Source organism: Acinetobacter sp. MYb191, from assembly GCF_037572605.1.
Lineage (GTDB): Bacteria > Pseudomonadota > Gammaproteobacteria > Pseudomonadales > Moraxellaceae > Acinetobacter > Acinetobacter johnsonii.
Map to the genome: position 1 here is coordinate 115,721 of NZ_JBBGZP010000015.1, position 23,662 is coordinate 139,382.

19 protein-coding genes and 1 pseudogene are annotated in these 23,662 nt (G+C 43.4%); 14 read left to right on the plus strand and 6 right to left on the minus strand.

The window, feature by feature from the left end; all coding sequences use genetic code 11:
- Positions 1-220: 220 nt before the first annotated feature.
- Positions 221-1,162, minus strand: a complete 942-nt coding sequence (gene hemF, locus WH214_RS10725; protein ID WP_339422109.1) for an oxygen-dependent coproporphyrinogen oxidase — start codon at positions 1,160-1,162, stop codon at positions 221-223.
- Between the two features lie 267 nt (positions 1,163-1,429).
- Between hemF and hemN the strand changes: the two genes are divergently transcribed.
- Positions 1,430-2,794, plus strand: a complete 1,365-nt coding sequence (gene hemN, locus WH214_RS10730; RefSeq protein WP_445206364.1) for an oxygen-independent coproporphyrinogen III oxidase — start codon at positions 1,430-1,432, stop codon at positions 2,792-2,794.
- Positions 2,795-2,853: 59 nt separating this feature from the next.
- Here the strand turns inward: hemN and ribA are convergent, their stop codons facing one another.
- Positions 2,854-3,456, minus strand: coding sequence for a GTP cyclohydrolase II (gene ribA / locus WH214_RS10735; protein ID WP_159151594.1), 603 nt, complete (start codon positions 3,454-3,456; stop codon positions 2,854-2,856).
- Positions 3,457-3,761: 305 nt separating this feature from the next.
- Here ribA and dxs point away from each other — a divergent pair, with 305 nt between their 5' ends.
- The 8 genes from dxs to WH214_RS10775 all read left to right on the plus strand — a co-directional run bounded on the left by dxs (position 3,762) and on the right by WH214_RS10775 (position 12,894).
- Positions 3,762-5,663, plus strand: a complete 1,902-nt coding sequence (gene dxs / locus WH214_RS10740) for a 1-deoxy-D-xylulose-5-phosphate synthase (RefSeq protein WP_339422111.1) — start codon at positions 3,762-3,764, stop codon at positions 5,661-5,663.
- A gap of 116 nt (positions 5,664-5,779) precedes the next feature.
- Positions 5,780-6,610 carry an inositol monophosphatase family protein gene (locus WH214_RS10745; protein ID WP_004691373.1) on the plus strand — a complete coding sequence of 277 codons (831 nt, stop codon included), beginning with the start codon at positions 5,780-5,782 and terminating at the stop codon, positions 6,608-6,610.
- A 735-nt stretch (positions 6,611-7,345) separates the two neighbouring features.
- Positions 7,346-9,268, plus strand: coding sequence for a DEAD/DEAH box helicase (locus WH214_RS10750; RefSeq protein ID WP_339993342.1), 1,923 nt, complete (start codon positions 7,346-7,348; stop codon positions 9,266-9,268).
- Positions 9,269-9,670: 402 nt separating this feature from the next.
- Positions 9,671-10,489: an ABC transporter ATP-binding protein gene (locus WH214_RS10755; protein WP_004691369.1), complete on the plus strand. Its 819-nt coding sequence runs from the start codon at positions 9,671-9,673 to the stop codon at positions 10,487-10,489.
- Positions 10,486-11,265 (plus strand): lipid asymmetry maintenance ABC transporter permease subunit MlaE, encoded by a 780-nt coding sequence (gene mlaE, locus WH214_RS10760; protein ID WP_004691368.1) that lies wholly within the window; start codon positions 10,486-10,488, stop codon positions 11,263-11,265. Before WH214_RS10755 ends, mlaE begins: the two co-directional genes overlap by 4 nt.
- The gene (gene mlaD / locus WH214_RS10765) at positions 11,265-11,939 is read left to right on the plus strand and encodes an outer membrane lipid asymmetry maintenance protein MlaD (protein WP_339422112.1); all 675 of its coding nucleotides are present in this window, start codon (positions 11,265-11,267) and stop codon (positions 11,937-11,939) included. The genes mlaE and mlaD overlap by 1 nt, the downstream gene beginning before the upstream one ends.
- 20 nt (positions 11,940-11,959) lie before the next feature.
- Positions 11,960-12,595 (plus strand): MlaC/ttg2D family ABC transporter substrate-binding protein, encoded by a 636-nt coding sequence (locus WH214_RS10770; RefSeq protein ID WP_004691364.1) that lies wholly within the window; start codon positions 11,960-11,962, stop codon positions 12,593-12,595.
- Between the two features lie 11 nt (positions 12,596-12,606).
- Entirely contained in the window at positions 12,607-12,894 is a 288-nt protein-coding gene (locus tag WH214_RS10775) for an STAS domain-containing protein (RefSeq protein ID WP_004691363.1), read from the plus strand.
- A gap of 82 nt (positions 12,895-12,976) precedes the next feature.
- Here WH214_RS10775 and WH214_RS10780 read toward each other — a convergent pair whose 3' ends face one another.
- Positions 12,977-13,990: a CorA family divalent cation transporter gene (locus tag WH214_RS10780; protein ID WP_004691361.1), complete on the minus strand. Its 1,014-nt coding sequence runs from the start codon at positions 13,988-13,990 to the stop codon at positions 12,977-12,979.
- Positions 13,991-14,142: 152 nt separating this feature from the next.
- Between WH214_RS10780 and WH214_RS10785 the strand changes: the two genes are divergently transcribed.
- Both WH214_RS10785 and WH214_RS10790 read left to right on the plus strand, forming a co-directional pair.
- Complete coding sequence (locus WH214_RS10785; RefSeq protein WP_339422113.1) at positions 14,143-14,742, plus strand: LOG family protein; 600 nt, start codon at positions 14,143-14,145, stop codon at positions 14,740-14,742.
- Positions 14,739-15,143: an NUDIX hydrolase gene (locus WH214_RS10790; protein WP_339422114.1), complete on the plus strand. Its 405-nt coding sequence runs from the start codon at positions 14,739-14,741 to the stop codon at positions 15,141-15,143. Before WH214_RS10785 ends, WH214_RS10790 begins: the two co-directional genes overlap by 4 nt.
- Here WH214_RS10790 and WH214_RS10795 read toward each other — a convergent pair whose 3' ends face one another.
- Entirely contained in the window at positions 15,144-15,791 is a 648-nt protein-coding gene (locus WH214_RS10795) for a ComF family protein (protein ID WP_339422115.1), read from the minus strand. It lies immediately after the preceding gene.
- Entirely contained in the window at positions 15,778-17,823 is a 2,046-nt protein-coding gene (recG, locus tag WH214_RS10800) for an ATP-dependent DNA helicase RecG (RefSeq protein WP_339422116.1), read from the minus strand. The genes WH214_RS10795 and recG overlap by 14 nt, the downstream gene beginning before the upstream one ends.
- Positions 17,824-17,856: 33 nt before the next feature.
- On the opposite strand from recG, the gene WH214_RS10805 reads away from it, so the two are divergent.
- Together WH214_RS10805 and WH214_RS10810 are read left to right on the plus strand one after the other, a co-directional pair.
- Positions 17,857-18,672 (plus strand): NAD-dependent epimerase/dehydratase family protein, encoded by an 816-nt coding sequence (locus tag WH214_RS10805; protein ID WP_339422117.1) that lies wholly within the window; start codon positions 17,857-17,859, stop codon positions 18,670-18,672.
- A 240-nt stretch (positions 18,673-18,912) separates the two neighbouring features.
- Entirely contained in the window at positions 18,913-19,704 is a 792-nt protein-coding gene (locus tag WH214_RS10810) for a DUF4393 domain-containing protein (protein ID WP_339422118.1), read from the plus strand.
- Positions 19,705-19,843: 139 nt separating this feature from the next.
- On the opposite strand, the gene plsB is transcribed toward WH214_RS10810, so the two are convergent.
- Positions 19,844-22,417: a glycerol-3-phosphate 1-O-acyltransferase PlsB gene (plsB, locus tag WH214_RS10815; RefSeq protein ID WP_339422119.1), complete on the minus strand. Its 2,574-nt coding sequence runs from the start codon at positions 22,415-22,417 to the stop codon at positions 19,844-19,846.
- A gap of 291 nt (positions 22,418-22,708) precedes the next feature.
- On the opposite strand from plsB, the pseudogene WH214_RS10820 reads away from it, so the two are divergent.
- Positions 22,709-23,581 (plus strand): annotated as a pseudogene (locus WH214_RS10820) (acyl-CoA thioesterase).
- The last annotated feature ends 81 nt before the right edge of the window (positions 23,582-23,662 follow it).

Consider the following 23,662-nt stretch of genomic DNA (forward strand, 5'->3'; position numbering starts at 1 on the left):
GAAAATGACTTAATTTAGCTTACGTTTTTTGCGAACTTAAAAGAACCCAATTGCTGTTTTAAACCTGTGACAATGCTTTAATAAATGCAAAGAAATGACGCTTTGTGTAGAGGTCATTCTACGGGGAATTGATCGGGAAATATATAAAATTTAATGTATAAGCTGCCCTAATCTAGTGAAAAGGGCATGTGCGAAGAAATAGAATTGTAAGACTGTGTGTCTATTTGAGCAGGTTGAGCCAATCTTGGGGTTTCAGGTAAAAGTCGGTTAGTTTTTTCTCAGCGGAATCCGCCTCCCATTCAGGTCGATATGACCAACCGGCCAAATTTGGCAAGCTCACTAAAATCGATTCAATCCGGCCACCTGTTTGTAAACCAAAAAGTGTGCCGCGGTCATAGACCAAGTTATATTCGACATAACGACCACGACGATAGATTTGAAAGTCGCGCTGTGCTTCGCTATATGGCTTGTCTTGGTTACGTTGGAAGATCGGAAGAATAGCTTCTAGGTAGCCATTGCCGACAGCTTGAATATATTGAAAACAGGTTTCAAAGTCCCATTGATTGAGATCATCAAAGAACAATCCACCGACACCACGTTGTTCGTCACGGTGTTTTAAATAGAAGTAGTCATCACACCATTGTTTATGTTCGGCATAGACTTCAGCGCCAAAGGGCGCACATAAGTCATGCGCCGTCTGATGCCATGACAGCACATCTTCATCATTTGGGTAAAACGGAGTGAGATCAAAACCACCTCCAAACCACCAAATTGGATCTTGACCTTCTTTTTCAGCCACGAATAATCGCACGTTGGCATGTGAAGTCGGGACATTCGGGTTTTTCGGATGGATCACCAGAGACACGCCCATGGCCTGTGCTTTGGCGCCTGCAATTTGCGGATGGCGTTCAGTCGCTGAAGCAGGGAGTTTTGAGATATTGATGTGTGAGAACATCACCCCACCTTTTTCAATCACCGTGCCATTTTGCAGTACGCGTGAACGACCACCACCGCCTTCAGGACGCTCCCAATCATCTATTTCAAACTGTGCAGTCCCGCCGCCAGCACGTTCTTGTTGTTCAAGTGCGGCACAAATACGAGCCTGTAAGTCGAGGAGAAATTCGCGAACACGTTGGATATCCGCAGATGTTGGGTGCTGCATGAAAAGCCTCATGGGAAAAGATGAAAACTGCCTACATCAAAACATAAAACAGCAAAAAGATTAAGAATATTTTCCGAAGAGTTCTACCGCAGTATTCGATGTCGTGAAGCATTTTAAAAATGAAATGCTGCCATTCGAAAAATAACCTGACCAATTCGCTAGGTTGAATTCTGATTCTAAGCTCAGCAGAATAACCACAGTACAGACCCGAGTTTGGCGATGCAGAATAGGCTGCATCTTCAGAATGCGGAAGAGCTGATGGTAAATATGAGCGATTCATTGATTCAAAAATACAATGTTCCTGGTCCACGTTATACCAGTTATCCAACGGTGCCGTATTGGGAAGAGGCGCATTTTTCCTTAGAGCAATGGAAACAGACGCTGAAAACATCGTTTGCTGAATCGAATTCGACTGAAGGCATAAGTCTGTATATTCATCTGCCTTTTTGCGAAAGTCTTTGTACTTTTTGTGGCTGCCACAAACGCGTGACCAAAAAGCATGAGATGGAACAGCCCTATATTCAGGCTGTTTTAAAGGAATGGTTTCTTTATTGTGAATGGCTTGAAGAAAAGCCGCGCATTAAAGAAATTCATTTGGGCGGCGGAACACCAACCTTCTTTTCTCCAGCGCACTTAACTCAGTTGATTGAAGGTATTCTCGCGCAGGCAGAGATTGCCGAGCAGTATGAGTTTAGCTTTGAAGGGCATCCGAACAATACCACTCGGGAGCATTTGCAAGCCTTGTATGACTTGGGCTTTCGCCGTGTTAGTTATGGGGTGCAGGATTATAATGAAACCGTACAAAAAGCCATTCATCGGATACAGCCTTTTGAACATGTCGAGCAAGTGACGCAGTGGGCACGTGAAATAGGCTATAGCTCAATTTCACATGATTTGGTCTTTGGTCTGCCTTTTCAAAACCTTGATGATGTCCTCAACACCATTGATCAAACCAATCGTTTACGCCCAGACCGTTTAGCTTTTTATAGTTATGCGCATGTGCCTTGGATCAAGGGCAATGGACAGCGTGGGTTTAAAGACCATGATGTGCCGAAAGATGAAGTAAAACGCCAGTGTTATGAGGAAGGAAAAAATAAATTACTGGCACAGGGTTATCATGAAATTGGTATGGATCATTTTGCTTTAGAAAGTGATGCGATGTATCAATCATTTCAGGCAGGCACTCTGCATCGCAATTTTATGGGTTACACCGCATCGAAAACCCAAGTGATGATTGGTTTAGGTATCTCATCCATCAGCGACAGCTGGTATAGCTTTGCGCAAAATGAAAAAAAACTCGAAGATTACTATGCACGACTGGAAAACAATGAAATTCCTGTCTATCGCGGGCATATTTTAAGTGCCGAAGATTTGATGATTCGTCGTCACATTTTAAATTTGATGTGTAGCTTTCAAACGTCGTGGGCAGATCCAAGTATGCAGTTTCCTGAATTGGCTGAGGTCTTGGGACAACTGGAAGAAATGCGGGACGATGGTTTATTAGAGATTAAGCCACAGAGCTTACGAGTAACTGAGCAGGGCAAAGCCTTTGTACGCAACATTTGTATGGCGTTCGATTTGCATTTAAAACGCCGTCGACCTGAGAGTCGTATTTTCTCCATGACCATCTAATCTGATTGAAGCGCTCTAAACCAGCTTTTTCAAGTAGGCTTAGAGCAAATGATTAAATTTTAAAAATCATCTTTCTTGTACAAGTGTGCCATGCGTTCATGTTTGGTTTTTAAATATTCTTCATTGAAAGGATTTAAACCGACCGTCAATGGTACACGATCCACCACATTGATCCCTTGCTCTTGCAGTGCTGCAATTTTCAATGGATTGTTAGTAATCAAACGGACTTGTTGAATATTTAAATGCTCCAACATAATACTGACCATGTCATAACGACGTGCATCGGCAGGGAGGTTGAGCATCAGATTGGCATCAACGGTGTCATGCCCTTGGTCTTGTAGCGCATAAGCACGAATTTTATTGGTGAGCCCGATGCCACGACCTTCTTGGCGTAGATAGAGAATTACGCCTTGCCCAGCTTCATTGATTAGTTTTTGCGTGGCTTGCAATTGTGGACCACAGTCACATTTCAGTGAAGCAAAAGCATCGCCCGTGAGACATTCGGAATGGACCCGGACTAAAACGGGTTCTGTGATCGGCTGATCCAAACCTTTTGAGAGTGCAACATGTTCTTCACCGGTCTTAGGATCTTGAAATACGGTGATGTTAAACTCACCAAAAGCAGTCGGTAAACGGGATGTGGCAACAAATTCAATAGGCACAGCTAAACCTGTAAATAGTTCAGAAATTGGCTAAAGTATAGCGTAATGCATCGACATTGGTAGAATTGCATCCATGAATTTATGCAGAAGATTTTCTTTTTTGTATAAAGCGAACGATAATAGTTGATAAATAGTAAGATTATTCAGGATAATCACCTGCACTAAACGAACACCCAGTGAGAGCACTGCTCAAAACTGCATCGCTAGAAATATGGCTGATTGAAGGTGATAGCATTCGACGATATGATCGAATTACCCATTTGACCTAGCTAGATTTGCCAGGCTTTAGAAGGCTTTGCCATATTATGTTGTATACAGAAATACCAGCTCATCGCCCTGTAACACCGTTGTTGGATACGATTGATCATCCTCAACAACTTCGCTCGCTTGAGCAAAGTCAATTAGCACAAGTGGCAGACGAGCTACGTCAATTTATTCTGTATGCCGCAGGACAAAGTGGGGGACACTTTGGTGCAAACCTCGGTGTAGTCGAGCTCACCGTGGCATTACATTATTGCTTTAACACACCGAATGACCGCTTAATTTGGGATGTTGGTCATCAAGCCTATCCGCATAAAGCATTAACGGGCCGCCGTGAACAGCTCACCACGATTCGTGCCAAAGATGGTTTAGCTGCCTTTCCTGCGCGTGATGAATCGGTGTTTGATACCTTTGGGGTTGGACATTCTTCGACTGCGATTTCAGCAGGCCTAGGTATGGCGCTGGCACGTCGTTATCAAAACGATCCATGTGAAGTGGTCGCGATTATTGGTGATGGGGCGATGACAGCGGGTATGGCCTTTGAAGCTATGAACGATGCAGTCGCGCATGATGCGGACCTGATGGTGGTGCTAAATGACAACGATATGTCGATTTCATGCAGCACAGGTGGTTTTGCTAAACATTTAGCTTCGATTTGGGAGAGTGGTCAGTCCATTAATATTTCAGCGGATGGCGAAGCCTATGTGCAGCCACACCCTGAATGGACCTATAACTCACGCTTACATAGCGCAGCGACAGATGCGGCCGACAACGTATTTAAAGCGATTGGTTTTGATTACTTTGGGCCTTTTGATGGGCACGATGTCGAGCAGTTGACACAAGTCTTTACCGCGTTGAAAAAACGTAAAGGGCCACGTTTAATTCATATCTATACCAAAAAAGGGAAAGGCTTTGCACCTGCTGAAGCTGACCAAATCAAATATCACGCGATTACAAAAATAAATGCCAAGTCTGCTCCACAAACAGCGCCCAAATATTCAGATGTCTTTGGTCAATGGTTATGTGATGAAGCCGCACAAGATGAGCGTTTACTGGCGATTACCCCTGCCATGTGCGAAGGCTCAGGTATGGTGGGTTTTGCTAAACAGTATCCACAGCGCTTTTTTGATGTTGCGATTGCAGAACAGCATGCCGTGACTTTGGCGGCGGGTATGGCGTGTGAAGGCTTAAAACCTGTGGTGGCCATTTACTCGACTTTCTTGCAACGCGGCTATGATCAATTGATTCATGATGTGGCCCTGCAAAATCTAGATGTTACCTTTGGTATCGACCGTGCAGGTTTAGTGGGTGAAGATGGGCCGACTCATGCTGGGGCCTATGACTATGCCTTTATGCGCACCGTACCGAATTTGGTGATTATGGCGCCAAAAGACGAAAATGAATGTCGTCAAATGTTGCATACTGCTTATTTATACAATGGCCCTGCCGCAGTGCGTTACCCGCGTGGCAATGGTTTGGGTGTTGAGATTCAACAACAGATGACCCCGATGGAAATTGGTCAGGCTGAAATTGTAGCGAGCTTTAATGATACCCAAGACGACGTTATTAGCATTCTTGCCTTTGGTAGTCGGGTTCAGGCCGCAGTAGAGGCAGCACAGAAATTGGCTGAGCAAGATTTAGCGGTTCGTGTGGTGAATATGCGCTTTGTTAAACCTCTTGATGAAAAGATGATAACGACTTTAGCATCATCAACAGCTTTATTTGTTACGGTTGAAGAACATGCGGTGATGGCGGGTGCGGGCAGTGCAGTCAATGAATATTTGGCACAGGCTCAAATTGTGAAACCGATGTTAAATCTTGGTTTAGCGGATACATTCATGCATCAAGCGACTCATGCGCAAATGTTGCATCAGGCAGGATTAGATGCAGAAGGCATTGAAAGCTCGGTGCGCCAAGCATGGTCAAAACTTGTACATATGGTTTAAGCACCGTTTTTAAATTTTAGAAACATTTTTTCCCTAAAAGCCCCGATCTTTGATAAGATGCGCGGGCTTTTATGCATTATTCTTTATCAATATCTTCAAATTGTAGTGGGTGTTCAATGGAACCTATGGTGGTGATGGCTGCGCGTGCGGCTCAATTAGTCGGTCAAGAGCTTTTAAAAGCGCATCAAAATCGTCATAAGCTCGATCTACAAGTCGAAGAAAAAGGAATTGATGGTCCTGTAACGCGTGTAGACCGTTATTTGGAACAATTGGCTATCGATACCCTACGTAAAAGCTATAAAAATCACAGCTTCCTTGGTGAAGAGTTTGGTTTTCAAGAAGGTAAAGGTCACGACGCAGATTGGTGTTGGATCATCGACCCACTTGATGGCACTCTAAACTTCATTAACGGTGTTCCTCACTTCTGTATCTCTATTGCAGTTCAACATAAAGGCATTACTCAACACGGCGTGATTTACGACCCTGTGAAAGATGAATTGTTCTCTGCAAGTCGTGGTCGTGGTGCCATGATGAACCAACGCCGTATTCGCGTAAACGTGAAAGACAGTCTTGAAAATACATTCATGTCTGTGGGTCATGCTTACCGTGCAAAACGTAATGGTGAAGTGATTTCTTATGCAAAAAATCATTTTGATTCGTTGTTAAATGTGACTGAAGCTGGTGCGCAATACCGTCGTACAGGTTCAGCAGCATTAGATTTGGCGTATGTGGCAGCAGGTCGTTTCGATGCATATTTTGAACTCGGCTTAAAGCCTTGGGATATCGCAGCTGGTGAGTTGATCGTGAAAGAAGCGGGCGGCACAGTGGTTGATGCACGTGGTGGTAGCGAATCTATGGAAAATGGCCAAGTACTGGCATGTTCTATGAAAATGTTGAAACCTCTGATGAAAGCAGTTGTACCTGCTTGGGGTGAAGCTGCTAAGTAATAGTATGCAGATCGTGTTTTAAGACATTGAAAAAGCCCTCATAAGAGGGCTTTTTCTTTAATAAAGATGAAAAAAAGTAAAGGCCCTTGTAGTGATTTATTTTATGGCTTTGACCTCTATAGATTGTAAAACATAGGCTATGCCAGATTCTGATCACCTCTGAATGAAGATCACTCTATCTCAGAAATATAGTGGGTTAAAATTAGCCAACGTCCCCTATTTAAGTAGCATTATAGACCTGTATTACCTTGCCATATCCTGATAGTACTAGAACAAGAGCGAGTACAATTAATTGCGTCATATGGTTGATAGTTGAGGGGGGGAACGAAGAAAGCTATTCAATATTTTTCTAGATGGTCAAAAAAATTAAAGTGAAAACCTGCATTTATTCAATCTTTGAGGAAAATATTGTATCAATTTCACGAAAAGAGGTGACTTTTAAAAATATCCTGCTATACTCCGCCCACGCACTAAATTTCGTTCATTACCTGAACATTCTCTTCTATCATTGTGTATGCGCGTCCGGTCCAAAGAGAGGACATTATTTCGCGCCCCACCCAATCGCTTAAGCGATTCCTTCAGGTTGCGGCTGTAATCAAATGTGCGTTATACGCATCGTCGTTCTCGGATCGCCGCTGATTCTATATTTTCAGCGATTATTGCTGTGCCGCTTTTTGCCGATGTCCATCAGACCATATATTTAATGGAGCACCCATTTTTCGGGTGAAATACTCTATGAGCAAAACTTTTGCTGATTTTCCTTTACATGAATCGTTACAACAAGCTTTACAAAGCTTAGGTTTTACTTCTCCTACGCCTGTACAGGAACAATCGATTCCTGCAGCTTTAGAAGGTAAAGACCTTTTAGTATCTAGCCAAACAGGTTCAGGTAAAACTGCAGCGTTCTTACTTCCAACGTTAAACGCACTTGCAGCACAAGAGACTTTCGTTCCGTTCAAAGAACGTATGAAAGCAATTACTCAACCAAATATTTTGGTTCTTTGCCCAACACGTGAGTTGGCGCAACAAGTAAGCCAAGATGCGATTGGGTTTGTCCGTCACATGAAAGGTGCACGTATTGCAGCGATCATGGGTGGTATGCCGTTTGGTAAGCAAATCCAACAGTTAAAAGGTGCGCAAGTTGTTGTTGCGACTCCAGGTCGTTTACTTGACCTTGTAAACCGTCGTCAAATTAAATTATACCAAGTTGATGCGCTTATTGTTGACGAAGCAGACCGTATGCTTGATCTAGGTTTCTCTGAAGACTTAGAAGCAATCAGCGATCTTGCTGCAAACCGTAAACAGACTTTAATGTTCTCTGCAACATTTGCTGGTCGTATCATTACACTTGCTGAACGCATGATGAATGATCCACAACGTATTGCAATCGAAACTGGTCACTCTACGAATACTGACATCACTCAGACTTTACACTGGACTGATGGCTTTGAGCACAAGAAAAAATTACTAACGCATTGGTTAAGTGCTGAAGACTTAGATCAAGCTGTTGTATTTGCTTCTACTCAAGAAGACACCGATATGTTGGCTGAAGAACTTGCTGAAGCAGGTTTATCAGTTGTAGCACTTCATGGTGCTATGCCACAAACTGTGCGTAACCGTCGTTTACGTAGCATCCGTGAAGGTCGTGCAAAAATTTTAGTTGCAACCGACGTTGCTGCACGTGGTCTTGACGTACCAACCATTTCACACGTAATCAACTTCGGTCTTCCAATGAAGAACGAAGACTATGTACACCGTATTGGTCGTACAGGTCGTGCGGGTCGTACTGGTAAAGCAATCACTTTAGCAACTTACCGTGAACGCGGTAAAATCCGTGCTTTAGAAGATTTCTTAGATGCGCGTTTGAATGTATCTGAAATTGAAGGCCTTGAGCCATCTCCACCTCCTGCACGCGGTAGTCGTGATGGCGGCGGTCGTGGTCGTGATGGTCGTGGTCGTGATGGCGGCGGTCGTGGTCGCGGTGGTTTCGGTGGTCGCGATGGCGGCGGTCGTGCTCGTTTCGAAGGTGAGTCTAACTTTAAACGTCGTGAAGGTGGTGATGACCGTCCACGTCGTAGCTACGATGACAAACCTCGTGGTGATCGTCCATCATTTGGTGGTGAAGATCGTCCACGTCGTGAGTTTAATAATGATCGTCCACGTCGTGAAGGTGGTTTCGGTGATCGTCCACAACGTTCTTTTGATGACCGTCCAAAACGTGATTTTGGTGATCGTCCAGCACCACGTCGTGAAGGCGGTTTCGGTGACCGTCCGCAACGTTCGTTTGATGACCGTCCAAAGCGTGAATTAAACTCTGATCGTCCACGTCGCGAAGGCGGTTTCAACGATAAGCCACGTTTTGACTCGAATGATGACAACCGCGGTAACCGTGTAGACTACAAACCACGTCGTGAAGGTTCTTTTGGTGATCGTCCAAAACGTGATTTTGGTGATCGTCCAGCGCCACGTCGTGAAGGTGGTTTTGGCGACCGTCCACAACGTTCTTTTGGTGATGACCGTCCAAAACGCACTTTCGGTGGCGAAGACCGTCCTAAGCGTACTTTTGGTGGCGAAGACCGTCCGAAGCGTGAATTTAATTCAGATCGTCCACGTACTGAAGGTGGTTTTGACCGCCCACGTCGTAAGTTTAACGACTAAGTCTGAATGAATAAAAAAACCAGTGGAAACACTGGTTTTTTTTTGTCTACGGCTGTAAAAAAATAAATTAAAATGTATACTGAGTCATATTTTAATTGTATTGATAATAATGATGCACAATAATGAGGTTGAATCAATCGCCACACTCTCTGACGTGAAAGAGGTCAATATGGCACATTATCTCGGACTCTTTTTGCTGATTTGCAACATTCTTTTCTTTGTCTATAGTCGTTATGGATGAAGCAATTCATCTTATGTAGCTTGTTTTCGCAGTTCAAATAAATATAAATACAACCAACTGAAATCAATTCGTGCACAAAATTAGACACGGAATACGCTAACATATCGTTTTTTAATCCTTTATAGTATGCATGCTGAAAAAATGCAGGAAAACGCACAGCTATGAATAATCAAGCGCCTCTGACTGCTCAAGCCCTCATTGAGGTCAAAGACCTGAGCTTTAAGCGAGGGGAACGTGTCATTTATGATCAGGTCAATTTAAAAATTCGACAGGGTCAAATTACGGGCATTATGGGACCATCGGGTACAGGTAAAACCACTTTACTGCGTTTAATTGGCGGTCAATTGACCCCTGACCAAGGTGAAGTGCTTTTTGATGGGCAAAATATTGCGAAAATGTCACGCAAAGAGTTATTCGCTGCGCGTGCGCGTATGGGCATGCTTTTTCAAAGTGGCGCATTGTTTACCGATATGTCGGTGTATGAAAATGTGGCCTTTCCGATAAGAGCACATACCAAGTTGCCAGAACATTTACTGTCAGAAATTATATCTTTAAAACTTGAATCTGTCGGCTTACGCGGTGCAGAACAGATGATGCCTTCTGAGCTCTCAGGCGGGATGAACCGTCGTGTGGCTTTGGCACGTGCAATTGCACTAGATCCTGAGCTGATTATGTACGATGAGCCATTTGCAGGACAAGATCCAATTGTGAAGGGTGTACTCACACGTCTGATTCGATCATTGCGAGAAGCTCTTGATTTAACAACAATTATTGTCTCGCATGACGTGGCTGAAACCTTATCGATCGCAGACTATATATATGTTGTTGCTGAAGGTAAGGTGCAAGGTGAAGGCACGCCTGAACAGTTACAGGCGAATGCCTCTCCGTTTGTTAAACAGTTTTTAACAGGTGCAGTTGAAGGGCCTGTCGATTATCAATTTAGCCATAAGGCATATCTAAATACTGAGGTGCAAGCATGAATGCGATAGCACTCTTAGGTCGACGCGTGATTGAACGGGTTCGCGGCATTGGTGTTGCCAGCCTGATGTTATTACAAATTTTATTTTCGATGCCCACTGCTTTAGGTGTTCGGTTATTTGTTTACCAAATGTACCGTGTTGGGGTGTTATCGCTGCTCATTATTGTGGTGTCAGGGCTATTTATTGGTGCGGTACTTGGCTTACAGATGTATAGCATCTTGGTGACCTTTGGTAGTGAAGCGATGCTGGGTACAGCTGTTGCATTGACCTTACTCCGTGAGTTAGCACCTGTGGTTGCGGCATTGCTGTTTGCAGGTCGTGCGGGTTCTGCATTAACGGCTGAGATTGGCTTAATGAAAGCCACAGAGCAGCTGTCCAGTATGGAAATGATCGGGGTTGATCCACTTAAACGTGTGATTTCGCCGCGACTTTGGGCAGGTATTTTTAGTTTGCCGATGCTGTCTGTCATCTTTGCTGCGGTGGGGATTATGGGCGGTAAAATGGTGGGTGTAGACTTCTTGGGTGCAGATGAAGGCTCTTACTGGAGTGGCATTCAAAGTAGCGTAGAATTCTATAAAGATGTCCTGAATGGCACCATCATTAAAAGTTTTGTTTTTGCTTTAATTTGTACATGGATTGCGGTGTATCAAGGTTATGCCTGTGAACCGACATCTGAAGGTATTGCGACATCAACCACACGCACTGTGGTGTATTCATCGCTCTGTGTTTTAGGTTTTGATTTTGTGTTGACTGCGGTCATGTTTGGAGGTGTTTAATGAAATCACGTGCAAGTGAGCTGGCAGTCGGCATATTTGTCATTTTATTCGGTATCGCTTTGTTCTTTATTGCGATGCGAGTAAGTGGCTTGGTGGGATCAAATCTCAGTGATCGCTATGAAATGAGCGCAACCTTCGATAACGTGAATGGTTTAAAACCACGTGCGAAAGTGACGATGAGTGGGGTAAAAATTGGTCAAGTCGATCAAATAAGCTTAGACCCTGTGACACGTTTAGCGACTGTTTCTTTTTCTTTGGATGGTAAATTAACGACCTTTAATGTAGCACAACTCAAAGAAGTTGAAAAGAATGCACTTGAAGAGCTTCGTTACAGTAGCGACTATACCGCTGCGGATGCTGCGCAACAAAAAGAAATGGAAAAGCAACTTATTGCGAACATGAAGTCCATCACCAGCATTGATGAAGATGCTTATATTATGGTGGCAACCAATGGTCTGCTAGGTGAGAAGTACTTGAAAATTGTTCCAGGGGGTGGTTTGAACTACGTGAAACGTGGTGAAAGCATTGGCAATACCCAAGGCACAATGGACCTAGAAGACTTAATTACTAAATTTATTACCGGTGGTGCAGGTAAATCGAAAGATGCTTCAGCAACAACTGAGCAACCTGAAACCGCTGAAACAGCAGATGCCAACGTGTCATTTGTTGAATGATTTGAAGAGGACCAATTGTAGTGAATACTTTATTGAAACAAACACTGACAGCTAGCATTTTAACTACAATGTTTGCAGGTACTGCTTTTGCAGCACCAAGTGAAGCACCACCTGCTTTTGTTAAAAAAGTGGCAGATGGTTTGATTGCGCGTTTAAAAGCGGATCATGCCAAGCTACAAAACAACCCAGCTGCTGTGAAAACGATTGTTCGTCAAAACTTAGACCCATATGTGGACTCACAAGCGTTTTCTCGTATTGTTATGGGGACTTATGCAACCAATCAATACAGTACAGCTGCACAACGCGCGAAGTTTGAAAATAATTTCCGTGAAACACTGATTGAAAATTACGGTACTGCATTTGCGAAGTTCAGCAATCAGACATATACCATCCGTCCGTATAAAGAAACCAATAGCAAAAACCCTGTGGTGACGATCGACTTTAATAACAAAGGCGAAAAAATCCCAGTGTCTTTCCAGTTGGCGGATAAAGGCAACCAATGGAAAATCCGTAATATCAATGTGTCGGGTATCGACCTTGGTTTACAGTTCCGTAATCAGTTCGCGGCAACGGTTAAACGTAATGGCGGCGATCTAGATAAAGCGATTGCAAACTTCCAACCTGATGCAGAAGCAGCGGTTGAAAAGAAAAAATAAATAGGTGAAAGGTGATTAACTTTAGCAATCAGGAAATGCAGCTTTCAGGTCAGATTACATATGACAATGCTGAAAGTTACTATCAACAAGGTTTGAAGGTGATTCAGTCACAGTCTTATCCTGTGGTGGTGAATCTGGCCCAGCTTGAGCATGGTAGTACATTAGCATTAGCAGTATTGGTGCGTTGGTTGCGTCAAACACCCGATGCACATAGTTTACATTTTAAAGCTGTACCTGAAAAAATGATGAAGGTAATTCAAGCCTGTCATTTACAGGATGACTTAAAGTTAATCCCTTAAATAAAAAAAGCACCTTAAGGTGCTTTTTTTTATATGTTGCGTTTCTTAAATCTATTTGGAAAAGCAATGTCTTAACGTGTACTCAAATCCATTTTTTCCAGCGGAAGTAAATGAGCGGACCAATCAGGAACGCCATTAAGATCAGGCTCACCACAATAAAACTGGTGCCACCTTTGGCAAAAGGCAACACGTCGGTGTTCATGCCGTAAATACTGGCAATCAGCATCGGTGGAGCGAGCATACTGGGTAAGATAGAGAAGCGACGAATTGTGTCATTCTGCTCGGTGTTAATGAAGCCTGAGGTGGTGTCCAGTAAGAAGCGCACTTTTTGGAACAAGAAGGCATCGTGCTCAACCAGTGAGCGAACGTCTTCACTGAGCTCTCGAATGTCTGCATCATAAATATGACTGCCTAAAGCACGTGGGCGTGATAAAAAGGTCAGTACACGACGTAAGTCAATCAAGCACAGCTGTGCTTTTCCAAGCATATCTTCCAAGTGGGCCAGACGTGTAATCATGTCATCTAAGTCGAGAATCATCTCGCGGTGACGGTTATTCAGTACTTCTGTGGAATACTTTTCCAAGTCCTTGTGGATATCTTCTAAGATATCCGCAAGCTCGTCCAGCTTCGCCTCGAGTAAACCGAGTAAAATCCACGTTGGATCTTTATAGTCGATTTCGTAGTCATTGCGGCGCGCACGCGCACGAAAGGCACGGAATGCCACCAATTTTTCACCACGAAGGGTAAACAGGCGCTCTTTATGCAAAATGAAAGCCACAGTTTGTACCGTGGCAAGGGCGCCGCTGCTTTCTTCAGGCTCACCATCGACTTGATAGTTTTTATTTTTCGTTAAAAAATACGTACTGATATGCAAAATACCGTCGTCATCACGGTAGAATCGAGCTGAAGATGAAATGTCTTCGAGTGATTTTAGCGTAGGTAAATTTTGTTCATATGCATCTAAAATCCACTGTTGTTCTTCTTGGGAGGGAGCAATGAGGTCAAGCCAGACCAAATCGGGCTGAAGATCGAAATCGCCATTAATGGTGATGTCTTCTAAGCTACCGCGCTCTGTGGCGTAAAAGGCTTCAAGCATGCCGTCTTTCTCCTTTGCGCAGTAATGGTTGAAGTGGATGGGTGTATTTTAGACAAGGATTGCAATAAAAACACTGATCGAATGGTTAAATTGCTAAAAAATATCCATTCATTTTAGTGAAGTTGCATGACAATTAAATATCAGAGTAAAAAATGACAAATTCAATTGCGATCTTTTGTGGTTCCGCATTAGGTTCAGATCAAATCTTTTCCGAAACAGCACGTCAGGTTGGACATGCCATTGCAGAACAAGGCAAAACCTTGGTCTATGGTGGTGGCCGTTCGGGCTTAATGGGTATTGTGGCAGACAGTGCTTTAGAGGCAGGCGGTCAAGTGATTGGCGTGATTCCACACGTGTTGGTGGATCGTGAGTTGGCGCATCAAGGCCTGACCGAGTTACATATCGTCAAAGATATGCAAGAGCGTAAACTGAAAATGTCAGCCTTGTCGGATGGATTTATTGCAATGCCAGGCGGTGCAGGGACTTTAGAAGAAATCTTTGAACAATGGACGTGGGCGCAGCTCGGCATTCACCTCAAGCCGAATGCCTTTTTAAATGTAAATGGCTTTTATGATGATTTAATTCAGTTTCTGAAAATGACCACCGACAAAGGTTTTACTCACGCACGCTTTACCGACAGCCTGATAGTATCGGATTCGGTGAAAGCCATTTTAAAGCAGATGGATCAGTTCCAAGCACCTGAACCGAAGTGGGGCATGGTCGATCCTGAGTTGTTGGATGTCAAAGCATGAAGGTGATTACGGTCGCTGCAGCTATTATTGTGAATGAACAGCAGCAGCTTTTGTTGGTGCGCAAGCAAAATACCGCGTGTTTTATGCAAGTGGGCGGTAAGCTTGAGCCCAATGAAGCACCTGAGCAAACCATGCTGCGTGAGATTCGGGAGGAAATTGGAAGTGAGGCTACGATTGAACAGTTTGTCGGTCGTTTTGAAACAGCCACTGCTAATGAACCTGATTTTAAATTGGTGAGCTATGTTTACCATGTTCAGCTTCAACAAGCGCCACAAATTGCGGCTGAAATTGCCGAAATGAAATGGGTCAATTTAAATGATCAACAGACTACACTTGCACCGCTGACCACTGAGGTGGTCATGCCATGGGTACGTGAACATTTGCTGATTGACGTAGTCTAATTATTCAAGCGCATAGGCAATACACGCGGCGCTGACTTTATGACAACCCAATTGTTCAAGCTGTAAAGTCAGGGCCTGAATGGAGCTGCCTGTGGTCACGACATCATCCAAAACCAAAACGCGTCGGTAGCGTTTTGCATACTGGCGCTGTTGTGGATCGATTTTAAATTGTTGTTGAATTTGATCTAAGCGCTCCAGTCGACTGAGTCCTTTTTGCGAATGTTGATGTAGTCGTATCACAGGCTGCCAAATGGGAACATTTAACTGCTTGGCTAAGTCTTTGGCGAGGATCATCGATTGGTTATAGCCACGTTCCGCTAAACGCTGGGTTGAAATCGGCATAGGAACAATTGCTTGTACTTTAGGTAAGCGAATTTGCTGAAGAATGCCCGAAAGTAAAGGCTGCCAATGCAGTTGTTGTTCGTATTTGAACTGCTGAATCAGATGATCTAAAGGATATTGATACTGCCCTGCGACATGAATACTCAGTTCTTGTTTTTCAACGGTCTGTGGATGTAGTGGAAGTTGTTGCCAGCAGTCCAGACAGACCGAATGCAGATCTGCGCGTACAATGCCACACAACTGACAAGGCTGTGCTTTGTGTAGTAACTGTTTGGCGGTGTGCAGTAAATGACTAAACATAGGCATAGCGTGGTGCTTCAGGTAGCCAGCGTTTCAGTAAGGCTTCAGCATTTCTAGGATAGTCTTTTAAAATCTGCGCTGCGACATAATGTGCTTGATTGAGCAAATGATCATCACGCTCCAGTTTGGCTACGCGAAAGCCCATATCACCCGTTTGTTTGGTACCGAGCAATTCACCGGGACCGCGGATTTCCAAATCTTTTTCGGCAATTAAAAAGCCATCATTGGTTTCACGCATGATGCGTAAGCGTTCTTGTCCATTTTGAGACAGCGGGCTTTTATATAATAGTGCGCAAAAGCTAGCCTTAGCACCCCGACCGACACGGCCACGTAATTGGTGTAATTGAGAGAGTCCTAAACGTTCCGCATTTTCAATCACCATGATTGAGGCATTTGGTACATCGACCCCCACTTCAATCACTGTGGTCGCAATCAAGAGTTGTAATTCATTGGCTTTAAACTGTTGCATCACGGCTTGTTTTTCGTCGGCTTTCATTTTGCCATGTACAAGGCCAATGTTGAGTTCGGGGAAGCGTTCTTTAATTTCTAAATACGTTGCTTCAGCAGCTTGAGCATCTAAGGTTTCAGACTCTTCAACTAAGGTGCAGACCCAGTAGGCTTGTTTGCCTTCGAGGCAGTTGCTGGCAATACGCTGTAGGACTTCTTCACGACGGTCAAGTGGAATGGTCACGGTTTGAATCGGGGTTCGTCCGGGTGGAAGTTCATCAATCACGGACGTGTCCAAGTCTCCATAGGCGGACATGGCTAAAGTCCGTGGAATAGGGGTTGCGGTCATGACCAATTGATGTGGGGTCATATTCTGCGCACCTTTATTGCGTAGGGCTAAGCGCTGATCGACCCCGAAGCGGTGCTGCTCATCGATAATCACTAGCCCGAGTTTGGCAAAGCGGACATTATCTTGAAACAGGGCGTGTGTACCTACCACCAGATGTGCTGTGCCATCTACAATCGCTTGTTCGGCTGCGGCACGGGCTTTGCCTTTTTGTTTGCCTGAAAGCCACGAAACGTTCATCCCTAAAGGCTCAAACCATTTTTTAAAATTGAGATAATGTTGTTCCGCCAAAATTTCAGTCGGTGCCATTAACGCCACTTGCCAACCTTCTTCTAAAGCATGGCAGGCTGCGACTCCTGCAACCAAGGTTTTGCCTGCGCCGACATCGCCTTGAACCAAACGTAGCATTGGTTTATTGAGTTTTAAGTCTTGTACGATTTCTTTGGAGACACGCTTTTGTGCATTGGTCATTTCAAAAGGCAGACTGCTGAGCAGTTGTTTGGCAAACTGACGACTGGCAGAAATACGTGGGGCTTCAATCTGTTGGATATAGGCACGACGGCTTAATAGACTGACCTGATGCGCAACCAACTCTTCAAAAATCAAACGTTGCTGGGCAGGGTGTAAGCCTTGGCTCAGTTGCAGCATATTGGCATCGATTGGGGGGTGATGGATGTAGTCCAATGCCTGTTTAAGTGCATAGCCATTGGTAAATTTTGCGGGAAGCAGTTCAGGTAAATCATCACTGTGCTTGGCTAAAGCCTGTTTGATGTATTCACGAAACTTAGGTTGAGTGAGACCCTCTGTGCTGGGGTAAATCGCAGTCAGTTGGGTTTGTGGAAGCGGGGTATGTTCTGTAATGAGTTGAATTTCAGGATGATACATTTCCAAGCCACGCACACCCACACGGACTTCACCAAAAATGCGTAGACGGTTACCGATCTTTGCACGGTCCGTTAAGCCTTTATAAATATGGTAAAAGCGCAAAGTCACTTTGCCAAAGTCGTCTTGCAGTCCAATCGCCATCGATTTACGTTTACCCGGTGGAAAGTCCACGCCTTGAATCGTTCCTTCGAGTAGGTAGCTACGTCCCACAGTCAATTGGTTCATGGGGATGATCGTGCTACGATCTTCATAGTCTCGTGGCAGATGAAACAGCAGATCATCTGTAGTGAAGAGATTCAACTTTTCAAGTAGTGCAGCAGAGGCAGCTCCGACCCCCTGCAACTGATGGACTGCAGCCATGTCCCCTCAACTTTGTCTGTGATTTGGTGCTAAATGCATATTTTATTTATAGGTTATGGTAAAACATCTCAGCGTGTTGCTAAACAGTTATTTCAGCAAGGCCACCAAATTACCACAATTAGTCGAAGTCCGAAATCAGATGATTGGGCTGAGCATTTGACTCAAGATATTCATCAGTTGGATCTGTCTCAAGTCGCACCGATTGATGCCATATATATCTTACTCTCGCCTGAGAGCAGTACGGTGGAGGCGTATCAGCGAACTTTTGTAGACTCGATTGAACCCATGCTACATGCCTTAAAAAGTCATCCTTTAAAAAAAGTGATCGTGGTTTCTTCTACACGGGTCTATGGTCAAAGTGCAGGTGAGCGAGTTGATGATGACACGTGTCCCCAACCGAGCGATGCGCAAGGGCAAGGGCTATTGAACATGGAAACTTTGTGGCAACAGGCTTATCCATCTGAATGTGTGATTGTGCGTCCAACAGGAATTTATGGGACTTCAGTTGCACGTATGATTAAACTTGCAGAAACCACAAAATTTTATCCAAAACTGCATTGGTCGAACCGAATTCATATTGAGGATCTGGCGGCTTTTTTAGTGCACTTGCTTCACGTGGAACATACTGAAAAGTCTTACATTTGTAGCAATAGCCAACCCCAGCCTTTACATGAAATTATTCAATGGTTTCAACAGCAGTTAGGACTACCAGCTTTGGTTTTGGAAAGTGATGTGCCATCAGGCAAGCAAATTTATGCTACGCGGATGCAGCAGATGAATTTTGAATTACACCATCCACATTGTTTTGATGATTACTTGGCGTTGTTAGCAGTGTGTGAGTCAAAATAATTTTTTACTTTCACTCATAAAAAATCTGAAATGTAAAGAATCAGTTAAAAGCCAATCTAGGATGCTGAGACTTTTAGATTAGCTTAGTGTAAGATTATGATTTGTATTGGATAAAATAAAGAATTTCGTATAACAGCCATTATGTTAAATGGTTTGTAATATGCTCTTTAAAATTTTTAGAAAAATTAAGTGAATTGTTAGATACTAGATATAAATATTTACTAAATATTGAGATAAATTATGGCGTTAATTGATACTTCTGGTTTAGAGCCATTTGCTGATTTAATAAAAGAAGTTTATGGCGATTTAGCTAAACCTGGTGTACAGAATGTGGGTGCTGCCTTAAGTGCAGTATTAGGTTTAGGCGTAACTCTTATGTGGCCAATCATGTGGGCAAATGCGAGGTCTAAAATAGCCTTAGAAAATAATCTTGAAGCATATCGAGATCGTTTAAAAGAGGTTCCTCCTGAGCAGATCACTATTGCTCCTCCAGAAGTGGCCATGCCTATTCTAGATAAACTTGGCTATGTAACAAATGAAGAGTTGAAAAAACTATATATTGAGCTTTTAGCAAAAGCCTCAATCAAAGACTTAAACAATCAAGCACATCCCAGCTTTGTTAATATTATTAATAACTTATCTCCAGATGAAGCAAAACTAATACAATTAATTATTCCTGAAGATAGAATTCCTTTTATCAAAATACGCCTTAATCTTGCAAATGATAAAGGGGGAATAGATATAGACAATCCTGTAGTCATAATTCCCGATTTATCATTAGATTTCCCAGAAAATTTAGGTGCTTATATTAGTAATCTAGTTGGAGTAGGTCTTCTACAAGTAAAAGAAGGGACTTATCTGACAGATGAAAAGCAGTATATTTCTCATATGAAATATTTTGAAAGTAAAAAGCCTGATTACGAAGTTATTTATAGGGCTGTAGAAAAAGCGAACAAGGCTTATGATACCGAAAAAGGCTTGATACAAGTTACTAAATTAGGACACATGTTCTTTAAAGCGGTGTATCCATGAATGATTTTTAATTCTAGGAATATTTATTTTTTCTAAAATTAATATAATAGAGCTTATACGAAATAGATTTTAATTTTTATTCATAGACTTACAGCATAGGCACCTACCTTTTGTAGATACCTATGCTTTTAAAAAGAAATTACTTCTTCTTACGTTTCAAACGCTTCTTCGCTTGTTCAGCAGCGACTTTGTCTAGCGTGTCTTTCAGTTCTTCATCGCTGAAAGTGGTGATGTGTTGCAACATTTGTAGCGTGACATCATCTAGTACCAAGTTGGCATATTGCGCAACGTTTTGGAAGTTCTCATCAAACACAATAGCGTTGTCTGAGTTGGTGCTGATATAACCCTGTTGCGTGAGCACTTTAATAAAGCTTTGGAACAGGGCTTTGTCAAAGAATTCAGGCGAATTGAACTCATACAGGACAGACAGACGCTGACCCACCAAATGACTGAGCTCTTCAACCTGACGTGCTGAAATGTTCCCAGAACCACGTTGTGTAATTAACGCAAGCGTCATGTAGTAACGCTCAAGACTCTGCATGACTGGCGCTGCCAATACCACCAACTGGTTATGATCTTCGCTGTTTGGAGCAGGAGAAATCAAATTGCCTTCGGCATCTTCAGAAATCAGTTTGGCTTGAATCAAACCATCTACATAGGCACAGATTTGATCTTTGAGTTCAGCATCTTCCCATTTTAAAAACAGTTCAGCTTTTAAGAATGGATATAGCGTGCGAATTACATTGATTAAATCACCACGGCCAATGGTTCCATTGTGTTCAACCAAAGCGGCAACAAGAGATGGCAATACAAAGGCATGCAAAATGTTATTACGGAAGTAGGTCAGCAGTACCGCTTGATTGTCCGCAATCGCAATAATGTCACCAAGAACGTGATTGACGCGTTTGATCAGTTTCAGCTTTAAACCATAAGCAATGATTTCTTTACCTGATAATGGAGTGACCAAGAGGCGCTCATCATAAGGAAGTGTCGTCAACAACTTGCGATAGGTATCGAGCTGTTTGATGCAGATTTCTTCATCCAGCGTATGCTTCTCAGTGGCCAACAGAACCAAAGACAGTAATGAAACAGGGTTCACTACAGCTGCACGGTTAATATTTTCTAAAATTGCGTGTGCTGAACTGTTGACTGCATCAGAGACTTCTTGCGGAATTGGATCATCATTTTTAGCAATTTGCACATTCTCAGCGCCATGCTTTTTCAGCATGTCATCGAGGAAAACAGGCTCGCCAAAGTTGAGATGGACTTTACCGAAAATACGTTCAATTTTGCGTAAAGTTTGCAGAATCCCAAAGACAGACTCAGCTTCTTTGGGTTTACCGTTCATCTCACCGACGTAGGTTGCGCCTTCCATTAAGCGTTCATAGCCGATATAGGTCGGAACAAAGACAATCGGTTTGGCACGACCACGCAAGTGACTGTGCACGGTCATGGCTAACATACCTGTCTTCGGTGGTAGCAGACGACCTGTACGTGAACGACCACCTTCGATGAAGTATTCCAAAGGCGTGTTACGCGACAAAATGCTGTATAGATATTCTTTAAAGACCGAAGTATAGAGCGCGTTACCGCGGAAAGTACGGCGAATAAAGAATGCACCGCCACCACGTAGGATTTGCCCAACAAATGGCATATTTAGGTTATCGCCCGCAGCAATATAAGGCACCATCAAACCACGGTTATACACCACATAAGACAGCAGTAAATAGTCGATATGGCTACGGTGGCATGGGGTATACACAATTTCGTAGTCTTTAGCTAACTCACGAACCGTATTGAAGTTATGGACTTCAACCCCGTCATAGAGCTGGGTCCATAACCGTGCCAGCGCCATTTCTGCAAAACGGATGGTTGAATGCGAGTAGTCCGACACGATTTCATTGACATAACCAATAGCACGACGTTCTGCGTCCAACATGCTAATTTTGCCGCGGATACTTTCACGGCGAATCGCATCCTGTACATCACTGGCTTTAATCAATGAATGCATCACGTTGCGACGGTCTGAAAGGTCAGGGCCGAGTACCGCCTCACGGTGTGCATCGAGCTGATTATTTAAGGTGTTTAGAATGTAGGTCGCAGGTGATAAATTCGGATAGGTGGTTTTTGCAAAGTCGACCAAAGCCCGTAAAGACTGACTTTCATGAAACTCTAAAAATGACTGACGACCATGTAAACCAATATTCATCAGCTGCTTCACCGTACTTGGTGTTGCCCAAGTGTCGGTAAATAACAATTTAAACCAAGAGTCTTCTTTATCTGGTGAACGTCCCCACAGTACCGTCACAGGTACCAGCTCCACATCTAAATCGGGTTGTTGTTCTAAAGCTTCAACTAGACGTAACAGACGTGGTGGAAAGGTGTGTGGTGAAGGGTTAAGTAAATTATTTTCATCGCTATGCTGTAAAAACACGATCGATGCTTTTTCTTGATGTGTCCCCACGACCAAAGGATCGAGTGCAGGAGCAAGCTTTAAACGACGTGTTTCACCATCCACTAACAGCGCATTACTGCGAGAGTGATTTTGAAGCACATAACAGACAATTTTTTTGGGATGGCCTGAAGCTGCTGGGTCAGCATCTGTTGCTGTCGGTTCTGTTGGAACCTCACCCAATACATGTGGGGTTACTATGAGGTCAAGAAGCTTACTTGAAAGCTTTCTATACATTTGACCAAAGCCACTTTTGGACATATACACTCCTGCTTAAATGACCAATCCCGCAGTTTGTCTGAAGGGGTATTTATTTTGCGTAATTGTAAACATAAACCGTATGTCATTTCCTGACAAATTTGTTTTATATGGTGAATTTTATCGTTAAAAATCGTATTTTTAGTCGGAAATAACGAAAAAAACTTATGACAACTCAGTCAAGTAATCTATAGGGTTTTAGTCTGAATTTATGGCAAAATAGATTTTAATATCGATATCATACCTCATCACTTTACAGAAAAATCTGGTCTCTCACCATTAAGTAGGTTGTTTATGAATGCTTTAACCCAAGAGTTGGTTGAATTACTGAGCCTCGAAAAAATTGAGGAAAATATCTTTCGTGGACAAAGCCGTAATTTGGTTGGGAAGCGCGTTTTTGGTGGGCAAGTCTTAGGTCAGGCCCTGCGTGCGGCATCATATACGACGGATCGTCCAGCTCATTCTTTACATGCATACTTTTTATTTGGTGGTGATGTGAACGCGCCGATTATCTATGAAGTTGATCGGATTCGTGATGGTCGTAGTTTTGTCAGTCGCCAAGTGCGCGCTATTCAGCATGGTAAAACCATCTTTATGTGCATGGTGTCTTTTGCTGATAATGAAGAAGGGCTGAATTACCAAATCGGTGAGCCTGAGTATCCAATACCCGAGTCGTGAAAGTCTGAGGCTGAACTGAAAAAAATGATGGTGGAATTTGTGCCTGAAAATGTGCGTGCAAGTTTCATGCGCGATCGTCATGTGGAAATTCGTCCGATCAATCCACAGAACCCGTACCAGCCGCAGCCTGAAGCACCTGTGTATGCGCACTACATTCGCACGCATGACCGCATTGCAGCAGAGGTGGATGAGATTTCGTTGCATCAAGCGATTGCTGCATTCTATTCAGATTTCACTTTAATGACCACGGCACTGCGCCCACATGGTTTAAGTTATCTTTCGCCAAGTTTGCAGTGTGCGAGTATCGATCATGCCATGTATTTCCATAAACCCTTTCGCGTGGATGACTGGATGCTGTATGACATGGATGCGACAGTCAGTGCCAGTTCACGCGGTTTGAATTTTGGACGAATGTGGCAAAATGGTGAGTTGGTGTGTAGCACCACTCAAGAAGGTTTGATTCGGCTCCGTGAAATCGAAGCCCAATAAAGCCTGAGTAGAGAAAAAGCTGAGTGATATGACTCAGCTTTTTTTATGACTGATTTTATGACTGAAAGGTGGTCAGGGCAG